This is a genomic window from Alteromonas sp. S005 (assembly GCF_036864475.1).
In the GTDB taxonomy this organism is placed as follows: Bacteria; Pseudomonadota; Gammaproteobacteria; order Enterobacterales; family Alteromonadaceae; genus Alteromonas.
The window spans coordinates 309,527-323,725 of the sequence record NZ_JAZETN010000002.1; the positions used below are offsets into that span (position 1 = coordinate 309,527).

The following is a 14,199-nucleotide window of genomic DNA, read 5'->3' on the forward strand; positions in this document are numbered from 1 at the left end:
ACGTGAGCCAAAGACCAATTTCTAGCGCGCAGGCAACGCTTACAGAAGCCGCTAAAAAGCGCATTCTTATACTAGACGGTGCAATGGGCACCATGATCCAGCGCCACAAGTTGGAAGAAGAAGATTACCGCGGGACACAGTTTGCCGACTGGCACTGCGACGTAAAGGGTAATAACGACCTATTAGTGCTTACCCAGCCAAACATTATTTACCAGATTCACTGCGATTATTTTGAAGCTGGCGCGGATATTATAGAAACCAACACCTTTAACGCGACGACTATCGCTATGGCCGATTATGATATGCAGGCCCAATCACGGGATATCAATGTGGCTGCGGCTAAGTTAGCGCGCAAAGCTGCCGATGAATTCACCGCAAAAACACCTGAGAAACCCCGTTTCGTAGCCGGTGTACTAGGTCCAACAAACCGCACCGCTTCTATTTCACCTGACGTGAACGACCCAGGCAAGCGCAATGTCACGTTTGACGAACTCGTGGAAGCGTATAGCGAGTCTACCGAAGCTCTCATTGAGGGCGGCGTTGACCTAATCATGCTTGAAACTATTTTCGATACGCTAAACGCCAAAGCTGCAGCGTTTGCCGTTGAGTCGGTATTTGAAAAACTCGGTAAGTCTTTGCCCGTAATGGTATCGGGCACTATCACCGACGCTTCAGGGCGTACGCTTTCGGGGCAAACCGCGGAAGCATTTTATTACTCGATGCGGCATATTAGCCCATTTTCCTTCGGCTTAAACTGCGCACTGGGCCCAGATCTATTGCGTCAATACGTTGATGAAGTGGCTAGTGTTAGTGAGTGCTTCATATCCGCACACCCAAATGCTGGCCTGCCTAACGAATTTGGTGAATACGATATGGAAGGTCCAGAGATGGCCGAGCACATCAAAGAATGGGCGCAGTCAGGGCTAGTGAATATTGTAGGGGGCTGTTGTGGCAGCACCCCAGAGCATATTCGCGATATTGCTAACGCGGTTGAAGGAATCGCGCCACGCAAGCTACCCGAATTTGAACCTAAAATGCGTTTGTCAGGCCTAGAGCCGTTTGTACACTAGGAGGGCATAATGAGCGCAGAATTTTCTACATTTATTAATATCGGTGAGCGCACCAACGTTACAGGCTCTGCTCGCTTTAAACGACTTATTCTTGAAGGTGATTACGAAACCGCACTTGATGTCGCAAGACAGCAGGTAGAAAACGGTGCTCAAATCATTGATATCAATATGGATGAGGCCATGCTTGATTCTAAGCAGGCTATGATCACCTTTTTAAACCTGATTGCCTCTGAGCCAGATATTAGCCGAGTCCCTATTATGATTGACTCGTCTAAATGGGAGATCATCGAAGCCGGGCTTAAGTGTGTGCAGGGCAAAGCGATTGTTAACTCAATTAGCTTAAAAGAAGGGGAAGAGCTCTTCTTAAACCAAGCCAAGCTAATAAAGCGCTATGGTGCTGCAACCGTAGTGATGGCGTTTGACGAGACCGGCCAGGCCGATACACAAGAGCGCAAAGTTGAGATTTGTCAGCGTAGCTACAAGCTTTTGACTGAAGAAGTTGGTTTTCCACCTGAAGATATTATTTTCGACCCCAATATTTTTGCTGTAGCGACAGGTATTGAGGAGCACGATAACTACGCGGTTGATTTTATTGAAGCGACCCGCGAAATACGTAAAACCTGCCCTTACTCACATATTTCCGGTGGCCTTTCTAATATTTCTTTTTCGTTCAGGGGGAACAACCCAGTACGCGAGGCTATGCACTCTGTGTTTCTGTACCACGCAATTCGTGCAGGCATGGATATGGCAATTGTTAATGCCGGTCAGTTAGAGGTATATGACGAAATACCAGCAGAGCTTCGCGATGCGGTTGAAGACGTGATTTTAAACCGCAGAAGTGATGCCACCGAGCGGTTGCTTGATATAGCCCCTAATTATCAAGGCGACGGTAAGGCTGCCGCGAAGGAAGATCTATCGTGGCGCGAGCAAGAGGTTAATAAGCGCTTAGAGCATGCACTTGTTAAGGGCATTACCGATTACATCATTGAAGATACCGAAGAAGCGCGTCAGCAAGCTGAGCGTCCGTTACACGTTATCGAAGGGCCATTAATGGATGGCATGAACGTGGTGGGAGACTTGTTCGGTGAAGGTAAGATGTTCCTTCCGCAGGTAGTGAAGTCGGCCCGAGTAATGAAAAAAGCGGTAGCCCACTTACAGCCTTTTATTGAAGAAGAAAAGACAGACGATGCTAAAAGCAACGGTAAAATTCTTTTAGCTACGGTAAAAGGTGACGTTCATGATATCGGTAAAAATATCGTAGGCGTGGTGCTTCAATGTAATAACTTTGAAGTGATTGATTTAGGCGTAATGGTGCCGGCGGCGACAATCTTACAAACCGCTAGAGATGAAAACGTCGATATGATTGGCCTTTCGGGCCTTATTACCCCATCGCTTGACGAAATGGTACACGTTGCCAAAGAAATGGAGCGTCAGGGCTTTGATATTCCGCTTCTTATTGGCGGGGCAACGACGTCCAAAGCACACACCGCAGTAAAAATTGAGCAGAATTACCATGCGCCTGTCGCTTATGTTCCAAACGCAAGTCGAGCAGTAGGCGTGTGCCAGCGTCTTTTGAACAAAGCGTCTCGCGATATTTACGCACAGGAACTGGCAAAAGAATACGATACGGTACGCGAACAGCACGCCCGTAAGAAGCCGCGCAGCAAACCGGTGACGTTAGAACAGGCTAGAGAAAACGCTTTTAAGCCAGATTTTACGACTTTGCCAGTAAAACCTGCGAGCCTAGGCGTAACACCGGTAACCGCCGATTTAGCTACCCTGCGCAACTACATTGATTGGACGCCGTTTTTCTTAACCTGGTCTTTGGCAGGCAAGTACCCGCGTATACTCGAAGATGAAGTAGTGGGAGAGCAAGCCCAGTCATTGTTTAATGATGCCAATGCCATGTTAGATAAAGTTATTGAAGAGAACAGCCTTCAGGCGAAAGGCGTTATCGGTTTGTTTCCTGCTAACCGCGTTAATGACGATGTTGAGATATATACCGATGAATCTAGAAGTGAGGTTCAAGGCGTTTCCCATCACCTGCGTCAGCAGACGCTGAAAGACAAATATGCCAACTACTGCCTTGCAGACTTTGTCGCAGAGAAATCCAGCGGCATAAACGATTATGTAGGTGCTTTTGCCGTCACCGGTGGTATAGGTGAAGACGAACTTGCTGATAGCTATATTCAGGCTGGCGATGACTACAACGGTATTATGGTCAAAGCCGTGGCAGACAGACTTGCCGAAGCGTTTGCGGAATATCTGCACGAGCAAGTGCGTAAGCATTACTGGGGTTACGCCGCTGACGAATCACTAAGTAACGAAGAACTTATCCGCGAAAAATACCAAGGTATTCGACCGGCACCAGGTTATGCGGCGTGTCCAGAACACACTGAAAAGCAGCTTATTTGGGACTTGCTATCAGCAGAGCAGCACACAGGTATGAAGCTTACGGAAAGTTACGCCATGTGGCCGGGCGCGTCCGTATCGGGTTGGTACTTTGCTCACCCTGATGCCAAATACTTTGCCGTTGCCAAAATTCAAGCCGACCAAGTAGAAGATTACGCCACACGTAAAGGCTGGACCTTAGAAGAAGCTGAAAAGTGGTTGGGTCCTAACCTAAGTGATTAATGCTGAAAAGGCAGGGAAAGTACATGCAAATTGAAAAGCCCTTTAGTCAGGCCTGTGAAAACAACAAGCGCGCTATTTTGAGCGTGCTTGAACGTACATTTGCTAACTGCCGACAAGTTTTAGAGATAGGAAGCGGGACAGGTCAACACGCTGTATTTTTGGCTGAACACTTGCCCCATCTTATTTGGCACACAAGCGATCAACCGCACTATCACGAAGGCATTGCCGCGTGGCTGAGTGATTCAAATGCGGGGAATGTGAAACCTCCCATTGCATTCACCGTTGGGCAGGATGCTTTTCCTAATGTCGACGTCGACGGTATTTTTACGGCAAACACCGCGCATATCATGCAAAAAGAAGAGGCGAAGCTACTAATGGAATCAGTAGCGTTGCACTTACCTAAAGGGGGCATATTCTGTCAGTATGGCCCTTTTACCCACAGCGGCAAATTTACCTCAGAAAGTAATCAGGCATTTCACGCTTCGCTTTTAGCGCGTGGTTATGGTGGCTACCGCGATATCAATGAGCTTACTGCTTGGGCAGGCGAGTTAAGCTTGCAAGAAATAATCGACATGCCCGCTAACAACCATATGCTTATTTGGCAAAAACGCTAAAGAAGTATCAAGGCTGCAGCACTTTGCTTTAAAAACAGTTGAAGCAAAGAAAGTCAGCACTCACATCAAAGGAGTAACTATGAGCTTTAAAGTAAACCATTATTTCGACAACAAAGTGAGCTCAATTGGGTTTGAATCTGCAAACGGCCCTTGTACCTCGGGCGTAATGTCACCAGGTGAATACACATTTTCTACCTCACATAAAGAGCTGATGAAAGTGGTTGAAGGTGAGTTGGTTGTAAAGCTACCGGGAAGTGATGAGTGGCAATCATTCGCAACAGGGACAAGCTTCAACGTGCCTGCCGATGTCTCTTTCGATGTAAAAGTCTCTACGCCCACTGCATACCTATGCTTTTACAGCTAACGTTTACTCTCTGTAAATATTTGCAGCGGTTTTAACTGCAGATTGAGTTGGATGTTCAAATTTTTATTTTAAACTTTTGGGTAATTGACTTTTAAAGGTTGTAAAAAAATTTTGTATATCTCAAAGTATTGAAAGCTGTAGTTAATTTTAATAGCTACTGCTTTTAATACTAATAAAACTAAATCTGTACTGTGTGCGAATCTCCGATGCTTTAGACCTTAACATCATAACAAGGTTTAGCTACTTGGTGCTGGATGCACGTTTCACACATTACGGCGTTTAGTAAACAATGAGAAGTACAAATGAATTCCATATCACTCCAAAAAAAGTTTATGCTTATCGTCGGTGGTAGCATAGCTTTGATGCTACTTATAACGGCCTTCTTCTTAGTCAATACTGTGGCTGATAACACCCGGACTCGGGTAGAAAAAGAAGTTAAATCCCTAGTCGCCCGCGAAGCAAACGACGTTGAAGGCTTCTTTGCTACTTATGGCGGTGTTGCTAGCGCATTCTTGAGCAGTCCTTTTTTACAAGACTTTTTCGCGCGTCATAACATGCGAGGAGCACCCGAGAGCCAATTGGCTCAATCCAAAGATATCTATGCCACTTTTGAGAACATCAGCAGCCAAGATCCCATTATTAAGTCTGCGTTCTTTGGTTCAGCCAAAACTGGTGAATATTTCTACGAAGAGGGCCGAGTCGGCGTCGACACTTCGGGTCCTGATGCTGGAAACCCTAACGCTGGCTACTTTGCTACTAAGCGCCCGTGGTTTACCACTGCCGTGGAAAAAGGAACATTGTATGTCACTCCTCCTGCTGTGGATTCGCAAGATGGAAGTGTTTCTGCAGTAGTACAAACACCGGTATATAAAGATGGTGCTCTACTGGGTGTAGGAGGTGTCGATATTCTCATCAGCACCGTGGGCAAAGTAATAGACGCCATACGGTATGAAGGTCAAGGTACGGCATTCTTACTCGATGAAAACCAAAACATTGTTTACTTTCCAAAGCAGGACAAGGCTTTACCTCTAAGCTCCTCTGTACGTAACTTTGACAGTGTGTTTAATGACACCGAAGGTTTCAGCAAGTTGGCAGGTCATATTGCGACTAACGAATCTGGTATTGTGAACGTAACGTGGAAAGGGGAAGACTATGTTGCGGTTTTTGAGCACGCTAAGTTGACCCATCCACAAATGAATTGGTCGCTGGGCATTCTGATCCCTGCAAGCATCATTGACAGCCCGATAAATAATGCAATTACTACAGCAATTATCGTCGCCATTGTCATTATTGGGCTAATAGCACTTATAACCTACTTTGCGAGTGCTAAAGTCACCCAGCCCCTGGTGGAAATGCGCAACGCAATGGCTGAAATAGCACATGGCGATGGAGACTTGACCAAACGCCTAGAAGTAACAAGTAACGACGAGATCGGAGCGCTTGCCGTAGAGTTTAATACCTTTACCGATAAACTACGCTCACTACTTAAAGATACTGCCGCTAACACCGAGGCCGTTTCTGATGCGGCAGATCACCTTCGTGATGTGAGTCAAGCCACCAGTAAAGAAATTAATCAAGAGCGCAGCCAAGTAGACAACGTGTCTAGCGCAGTCACGCAAATGGCCGCCACCGTTGTTGAAATTTCAAAAAATGCGGCACAGTCTAGTGAGGCAGCTACTCAAGCCGACGAACTCGTTCAATCCGGTAGTGCGCAAGTGCAAGAAGCCATGGAGGAAATTCGAGCGCTTGCCGCCGCCATTAGCCAAGGCGTTGAAGTTGTAGGTGGTTTGAGTAATGAGTCTGACAACATTGGAGCAGTGGTTGATGTAATAAATAGCATCGCGGAGCAAACTAACTTACTTGCTTTAAACGCGGCAATTGAAGCAGCGCGCGCGGGGGAACAGGGACGCGGCTTTGCTGTAGTTGCGGATGAAGTACGCTCACTAGCAAGCCGTACACAAGAATCAACCACTGATATACGAAAAATGGTTGAGCGACTTCAAGCCATGTCAGAGCAAACCAACAGTGTTATGCAGGAAGGTCAGGTACGTTCTCAATCTGGCGTTGAAAAAACAGAAAAAGTGGTAGAAACCCTAAAAGATATTACTCAGTCAATAGGCTTGGTACACGAGCAAAGCACTCACATTGCCCTAGCGACCGAGCAGCAAACGGAAGTTGCGCAAGACATCAATAAGTCGCTTGTAGCAATTACAGGTTTGAGTGATAAAACCAGTCAGCATGCAGAAGAGTTAGCGGTGGAAGCGACGCAATTAAGTGCAGTTTCAGGTGACTTAAAAGAGTTGGTAGGGCAATTTAAGATCTAACACGGGTTGCGGCAGTTTTAGGCATTGCGATGTAGACGACATGCTTAACTATTAGGTGTTCGCTTGCCAGTTTAAATGGCAAGCGACTTGGTTAGTTTCCCAATAGGCTATTATTCACCTACAGCGCAGTTCATAAAAGGTCTGGCTTGTGGGTTTGAGAAAGCGTAATAAAGTCATCAACAAACCCTAATACGTCCTGCGTTTTTCTATGACCTAAGTACAGGGTTTTTGATACACCTTGCTCCCCAAGAGAGCGATAAGCTAAAAGATTTCGCTCTTTTGATTCTTCAACCAGCCACTTAGGCAAAGCCGTAACACCACGCCCCGCAGCAACCATTTGCAAAATGATTTCAGTTGTTTCAATGGTTTTATGCTGTTTGACCGTGCAGTTGGCGGGAGTAAGAAAATGAGTAAATATATCTAGACGACTATGTTCAACCGGATAAGTAATAAGGGTTTCATTACTTAAGTCTTTTGCAGTTATAAATGACTTCTCTGCTAAGCTGTGATGTTTATCCATAACTAGTACTTGCTCGTATTCAAATACGGGGGTGTAGGTAATGGTGTCGAGGTGCAACGGATCGGGCGTAAGTAGGATGTCTATATCGTATCCGTGAAGCGCCTGTAATCCGCCAAACGAAAATGCACGGCGTACATCAACATCAACATCGGGAAAGGCCTTTAAAAAAGGCGCTACTACTTTTAACAGCCATTCAAAGCAGGGGTAGCACTCCATGCCAATGCGCAATATGCCTTGTTTTCCGTCGGCAAATTTTTGAAGCTGGGCTTCGGTGTGTTCAAACTGGGGTAAAACCCTGTGGGCAAGGCCTAAAACACTTTGACCCGCCTGGGTGAGCGTTAGCCTTCTCCCTTCCTTTTTCCAAAGCGGCACGTCAAAATGCGCTTCTAACTTTTTCATTGCGTGGCTTAGCGCAGATTGAGTAAGAAAAAGCGATTTCGCTGCTTCCGTCATGGTACCTTCTGCGTCAATCGCTCGTACTATTTTTAAATGGTGTCTATCAATCATAGTGGCAATATTTAAATTAACGTTTCAGAGGTGAACTAGATGCAGAGCTAACGATAGTGACTGCGTCAGTAAGACGAGATTCGATTATCTCCTTTATTATAATCGAGATCTCTCTGAAGGTTTTTCTACCCGGAGCCGTATTTCTCCATGCCAGAGAGTGCTGGCGCTCAATGGGCATATCTGCTATTTCACAGACATGCAGTGCTTCAGGTTTGTGTAGTTCAGAGTGAATATAAAGGCCTGGTAGAAAGGCTACGCCCATACCCATTACTACCATTTGGCGCAGCGTATCTAGGCTAGTGCCCTCGTAGTCCCGTTGTAAGTCAGCACCAATTTCATCGCAGATACGCTGTACTTGATGATGAAAATGATGTCGGTCTTCTAACGTTAGTACTTTTTCACCGCTTATTTCTTCCGGTTTAACATAGGCTTTGCCAGAAAGTTTATGATCGGAAGGTGTGACAAATTTTAATGGCTCTTTGAAAAGGGGCTGGGTGATCAACTGTGAATTTTCGCCCGAAAGTGGCGATAAAATTAAGTCATACTCGCCCCGCAAAAGGCCATGCTGTAGAGCATTAGGGGCGCCTTCACGTACGTAAAAACGCAAGCCAGGTTTTCGTTTATGTAAATCGGGCAAAACAAAGGGCAGTAAATAGGGCCCCAACGTTGGGGGAATACCCAATCTAAACGTCACCATTTCTCCTTGCGACAAGTCACGAGCAATTTCGCCGAACCTCTGAGACGCTTGTAATACCTCTTCAGCCACATCCAGCAGCGCTTTTCCCTGCGGGGACAAAAGCGTTCCGGTACGTGAGCGCTCAAATAAAGTTAAGCCTAAAAGGTTTTCCAGTGCACTAATTTGACTGGTCAGAGTAGGCTGACTTATTCCTAGTATTCCCGCAGCCTGTCTGAAGCTCAAGTACTTAGCCACTGCTACAAAATAGCGGATTTGGTTTATTGACGGGGTCTTTCCGTTAAATTGCATGGTGAAAATAGCCTTCTATTACTAGACTTATAGTTGGTGATGTTTAACACGTGATAGTATTTAGCTATCGCGAGTTAGTATATTAAACTATTAATCTATCAGGTGAAACTGGCGTAATTACATAATCATTACAATTATTAAAAAAATTGGGAGTTATCTATGGATCACGTTATCTCTGGTGTTGCTAAATTTCAGAAAGAAGTTTATCCGAATAAAAAAGCTACGTTTCAAAAGCTAGCGAACGGTCAAAACCCAGAAGTGCTTTTCATCACGTGTTCAGACTCACGTATCGACCCTAACCTCGTAACACAGACTGACCCAGGCGAGCTTTTTATCTGCCGTAACGCGGGCAACATTGTACCTCCTCACAGCAACCAAACAGGTGGCATGACTGCTTCTATTGAATTTGCTGTTGCTGCGTTGGGTGTTTCTCATATCGTTATTTGTGGTCACACTGACTGTGGCGCAATGAAAGGCGCAATCAACCCAGAAGGTTTGAGTTCATTACCGCATGTTAAAGAGTGGCTAGGTCATTGTCGTGTGGCAACTGACGTAGTTAAAGAGCGCTGCGGTCATTCTGAATTGTCGCTAGAAGATTTAGAAGCAGTAACAAAAGAAAACGTAGTACAGCAGATTCAGCATCTTCGCACACACCCAGCTGTAGCCGCAAAAATTGCTACAGGCCAAGTTAAGCTGCACGGCTGGGTTTACAACATCGGTGAAGGCGACGTGCTTTGCTACAACGCTGAAACTGGTGAGTTTGAAGCCATGGACCAGAGCGCGGCTGAAGCACAGCTTTCGCGCGGCGAATAAGGTCAAACACTATGGTAAAAATTAATCTTTCAAATCTACGAGGCGATTTTACCGGCGGTTTGACAGCCGGTATCGTTGCTTTGCCACTGGCGCTTGCACTGGGTGTGGCGTCAGGTCTTGGCCCCATGGCTGGTCTTTATGGTGCAATCGCAGTAGGCTTCTTTGCCGCACTTTTTGGTGGAACGCCGGCGCAGATCTCTGGTCCTACAGGGCCAATGGTGGTTGTACTTGCGGGTTTGTTCGCGAGTCTTTCGGGTGACGCTAGCCTTATATTCACAGCGGTGATATTGGCCGGTATATTCCAGATCGTGTTTGGCGTTCTAGGTGTGGGCCAATACATTCGATTAGTGCCTTATCCGGTAATTTCGGGTTTCATGTCGGGCATTGGTGCCATCATCATTATTCTTCAATTAGGAAGACTATTGGGTCATGAGCCTCCAGGAGGAACAATTGGCGCACTGTCTTATCTGCCTACTGCCCTTGCTGACATCGATTTTGCTACCCTTGCATTAGGTTTAGGGACATTAGTCATTGCTTACAAATGGCCACCTCAATTAGGCAAGTATGTGCCAGGTGCGCTTGCTGCGCTAATCATCGGTACCCTAGTAAGTTTAGCGCTTTCAGTACCTGTACTGGGTGATATTCCTACTGGTTTACCAAGTCTACACCTACCTGTTTTCGACCAAAGTAAGGCACTGCTAATCCTTGAAGCAGCATTCATTCTTGCTGTATTGGGCGCTATCGATAGTCTGTTGACGTCACTTGTTGCTGATAACATGACACGTACTCGTCACGACAGTAATAAAGAGCTTATCGGACAAGGTATCGGTAACACATTTGCTGGCCTTATTGGCGGTATCGCGGGTGCGGGCGCGACAATGCGTACGGTTGTTAACATTCGCAGCGGTGGTAAGTACAACATTTCAGGTATGGTTCACGCGCTAGTACTTCTTGCTATTGTGTTAGGTCTTAGCCCACTAGCCGCGCAAATTCCTCATGCAGTACTTGCAGGTATTTTAGTTAAAGTTGGTTTAGACATCATCGACTGGAGCTACCTAAAGCGCGCGCATAAAGGTCCGCGTTGGGACTTCGGCCTAATGATTATGGTTCTTGCACTAACGGTGTTTGTAGACTTAATTACAGCGGTTGGCGTGGGTGTTGTATTTGCAGCACTAGCATACGTTAAGCAAATTGCGCAGCTTCAAATTGAAGAGCTCAAGAAGATCCCAGAGTCGCTAAACGACCCTAAAGAGAATGGCCTACTAGAGTCGCTTAAAGACAAGGTTTCAATCTTTAGCTTTGGCGGTCCGCTTAGCTTTGGCGCGGCAGCCGATTTAGGTCACCATGTGCGCGAACGCGTGAAGCCTGGATCAAAAGTGACGATTTTAGACTTCTCTCGTGTACCTTTGATGGATGTATCGGCGGCTATGGCAGTTGATACGGTAACATCAGACGCGCTTGCAGCTGGTCGACAGCTTGTGATTTGCGGGGCCAACGCTGAAGTGAATAGGGTACTTGAAGGCGTAAACGAAGCGCACCCAGGTATACCTAACTTCGAAACACTTCACGACGCCTTGCTTTATGCAAAAAAGCAAGTAGCCGGGACTGAAAGCAACACGAGTTTTCAAGCCGCAGCGCAATCGTGATAAGAGTTTGAGGTAAACAAAACCTTTCCCTTTTTTAGCCCTCCTTTGGAGGGCTTTTTTATGCCTGAAGTTCAGCTCTTTTTCGTCGATTGGCGATGAATAAGAAGATGCAAGAGCTCTTCAAACCCAATTTATCACTAACTTATTTGGATACAATATTTGCAGTTAAATTAATTGATTGTTCAATTAAACTTAACCTAAGTGTAACAATACCCGCCTAAAGTAGTGCGCAAACAATACACAACTACTTTGGGAAACACATGAAATCACGGAACAAATTATCTATAGCAATACTTGCTGCTCTTTCATCTATGGCTGCACCGTCACAGGTTTTGGCAGAAGAGGCGGAACGCGCAGAGGAAGAGCGCATAGAAGAAATTACGGTTGTAGGGCGCAGCGTTTCGTACGCGAATAACGCAACTAGCGACGATATGTTTAAGCAGCAGGCAAACCTGAGTAGTGTTTTAGCCGCGGTAGACAATTTGCCCGGTGTACTTATTAACGAAGGCGATACCTTTGGCGCTGACGATTGGTCGACGTCCATTGTTATTCGTGGGTTTCAGGTAAATCTAAACGAACAGCAAATAGGTATGACGGTAGATGGCATTGCCAACGGTAATTCAAACTACGGTGGTGGTGCAAAAGCGAATCGCTATATCGATACTGAAAACGTGAATGGTGTAGAAGTGTCTCAGGGTACAGCAGATATTGCTTCTCGTTCACACGAAGCTTTAGGCGGCACGCTCAACTTTACCACCATAGACCCGTCTATGGAGCAAGGGCTAGTCACTAGCATTACCGCAGGCGAGTTTGATGCATCAAAATATTATGTCCGTTATGAAACCGGTGAGATATTCAAAGACACTTACGCTTGGATAAGTCTTTCAAGCCAAGAAAGCTCTGACTTTATGCAGCAGGCGGCGGAAAACACCCGCGACCATTTAGCTATGAAGTTTATCTCTACCGTGAGTGATGTATCGCTCACGGGTTACCTGTCTTACGACGATACTCACGAAGATAACTACCAGCGTATTTATGGCTTAGCGCAATATGAGCAAAATCCAGACTGGGATCAGCTAACAGACGAGTGGACAGGGATTCCTTATCAAGATCAAGCGTATCGCAGAGGTTGGTCTACATTACGGGAAAACCTTTTTGCCTATCTTCAGGCTGAATTCACCATTGGCCAAGTCGATTTTATGACTAATGTGTATTATCACGATAATGAAGGCCGCGGCGAATGGGTGCCACCTTATATCGTTGATATCACTGATGACGGTGCACAAGGACACTCTGAACTTGTGGTCGGCAATACGGTTTACGGCGGGCAAGAGTTGGGTCAAATTTACTTCGTAGATAGACAAGGAAATCAGCTAAGCCCTATTGAAGGGTGTCAAAGCTCGCTTACTTTCCCTTATGGCGGTGCAGGCGCACAGTACGATCCAAGCTGTCATGCGCAAGGCGCTATCCCGGTAGGCTCTTACCGGCATACCCATTACGATAAAGAGCGTTTCGGTATAAATGCCGATGCAGTCTGGTACACCAAAATTGGTGATTTTGATAATACAGTTCGATTCGGCATTTGGTGGGAAGACTATGAGAGAGGTGAGTCACGAGACTGGCACAAGATCACCAATTCATCTATTAGCGTAGATTATGACAATGTGCCTTATTGGGTGCAGTACGACAGAACCTTCCCAGTCGATACCCTGATGTACTATGTGGAAGACGAGCTAGACCTAGGTTTTGCTCGTATTCGTGCCGGTGCGAAGAAGTTTAACGTCGATATTGAAAAAACAGACAACTTTGATTCAGCCAACAATTTAGCGGTAAATACTGACTCAGATACGCTATTCTCAGCGGGGATTGTTGCACCATTGCCATTTGAAGGACTAGAGGTCTTTGCAGGTTACGGTGAAAACTTTGCGGCAATTAAAGATGCACAACTAGAGCGTAACGACACTGACCTTCGCTTTATAAAGCCAGAAACCGCTGACAACATCGACGTGGGCTTGCGCTATGCATCACCAGGTTTTAATGCCAGCGTGACTTACTACAATATTGAGTTTAACGACCGTATACAATTTACCAGTAACGAAACTTCTGAGGGGATAGACTTTCTTGAAGCTGCAGCTGGTGGTTATAAAAATGTTGGCGGTATTGAGTCCAGTGGTTTTGAAATTTCAGCAGACGTAATGTTAACCGAAGAGTTCTCGTTGTTTACTTCGATTACCTTAAGCGATTCTGAGTACGTTGCGACGGTAGGCAGTTCAGGTACGCAATACGATACACTTGCTGATGCCCAAGCTGCTATCGCAGACGCTGAAAACCCTGAAGTATCGTTGGTAGCTATTGAAGGTAATACGGTTATCGGTACACCTGACACTATGGCAGTTGTAAGCCTAGACTGGGCACGCGACAACTACTTTGCTGGCTTATCGACTAAGTACGTTGATAGCCGTTACCTAGATATCGAAAATGCCGCACAAGTAGATGACTACATTGTTAGCGACTTCTATGTTGGCGGTTTTATCGAAAATATTGGCCCAGGTGTTGAAGAGCTGGAAGTGCGCTTAACAGTAAACAACCTGTTTGATGAAGACTATGCGTCTACCATCGCGCCGGGGGCATTTTGGATTGGTGCACCAAGAGCAGTAGCAGTCAACGCACGCTTAACCTTTTAATCGTGATATCATGCCTGTGACAGCATAGTGCTGTTGCA

The 14,199-nt window shown here is 46.0% G+C and carries 10 protein-coding genes; 8 read left to right on the forward strand and 2 right to left on the reverse strand.

Features of this window, described 5'->3' with window-relative positions; all coding sequences use genetic code 11:
* Window positions 1–2: 2 nt before the first annotated feature.
* From V7R55_RS03940 to V7R55_RS03960, 5 genes are all read left to right on the forward strand, one after another.
* Window positions 3–1,070 carry a homocysteine S-methyltransferase family protein gene (locus tag V7R55_RS03940; RefSeq protein WP_334057526.1) on the forward strand — a complete coding sequence of 356 codons (1,068 nt, stop codon included), beginning with the start codon at window positions 3–5 and terminating at the stop codon, window positions 1,068–1,070.
* A gap of 9 nt (window positions 1,071–1,079) precedes the next feature.
* Window positions 1,080–3,704 (forward strand): methionine synthase, encoded by a 2,625-nt coding sequence (gene metH, locus V7R55_RS03945; RefSeq protein WP_334057527.1) that lies wholly within the window; start codon window positions 1,080–1,082, stop codon window positions 3,702–3,704.
* Between the two features lie 23 nt (window positions 3,705–3,727).
* Complete coding sequence (locus V7R55_RS03950) at window positions 3,728–4,318, forward strand: DUF938 domain-containing protein (RefSeq protein ID WP_334057528.1); 591 nt, start codon at window positions 3,728–3,730, stop codon at window positions 4,316–4,318.
* 79 nt (window positions 4,319–4,397) lie between these two features.
* Window positions 4,398–4,682, forward strand: coding sequence for a pyrimidine/purine nucleoside phosphorylase (ppnP, locus tag V7R55_RS03955; RefSeq protein ID WP_334057530.1), 285 nt, complete (start codon window positions 4,398–4,400; stop codon window positions 4,680–4,682).
* A 302-nt stretch (window positions 4,683–4,984) separates the two neighbouring features.
* Entirely contained in the window at window positions 4,985–7,006 is a 2,022-nt protein-coding gene (locus tag V7R55_RS03960; protein WP_334057532.1) for a methyl-accepting chemotaxis protein, read from the forward strand.
* 130 nt (window positions 7,007–7,136) lie between these two features.
* On the opposite strand, the gene V7R55_RS03965 is transcribed toward V7R55_RS03960, so the two are convergent.
* Together V7R55_RS03965 and V7R55_RS03970 are read right to left on the reverse strand one after the other, a co-directional pair.
* Window positions 7,137–8,033, reverse strand: a complete 897-nt coding sequence (locus V7R55_RS03965; RefSeq protein ID WP_334057534.1) for a LysR family transcriptional regulator — start codon at window positions 8,031–8,033, stop codon at window positions 7,137–7,139.
* A gap of 16 nt (window positions 8,034–8,049) precedes the next feature.
* Complete coding sequence (locus V7R55_RS03970; RefSeq protein WP_334057536.1) at window positions 8,050–9,018, reverse strand: hydrogen peroxide-inducible genes activator; 969 nt, start codon at window positions 9,016–9,018, stop codon at window positions 8,050–8,052.
* A gap of 159 nt (window positions 9,019–9,177) precedes the next feature.
* Here V7R55_RS03970 and V7R55_RS03975 point away from each other — a divergent pair, with 159 nt between their 5' ends.
* From V7R55_RS03975 to V7R55_RS03985, 3 genes are all read left to right on the forward strand, one after another.
* Complete coding sequence (locus V7R55_RS03975; RefSeq protein ID WP_334057538.1) at window positions 9,178–9,831, forward strand: carbonic anhydrase; 654 nt, start codon at window positions 9,178–9,180, stop codon at window positions 9,829–9,831.
* Window positions 9,832–9,842: 11 nt separating this feature from the next.
* Window positions 9,843–11,477, forward strand: a complete 1,635-nt coding sequence (locus V7R55_RS03980) for a SulP family inorganic anion transporter (RefSeq protein ID WP_334057539.1) — start codon at window positions 9,843–9,845, stop codon at window positions 11,475–11,477.
* Window positions 11,478–11,737: 260 nt separating this feature from the next.
* Entirely contained in the window at window positions 11,738–14,161 is a 2,424-nt protein-coding gene (locus V7R55_RS03985) for a TonB-dependent receptor domain-containing protein (RefSeq protein ID WP_334057541.1), read from the forward strand.
* Window positions 14,162–14,199 lie beyond the last annotated feature (38 nt).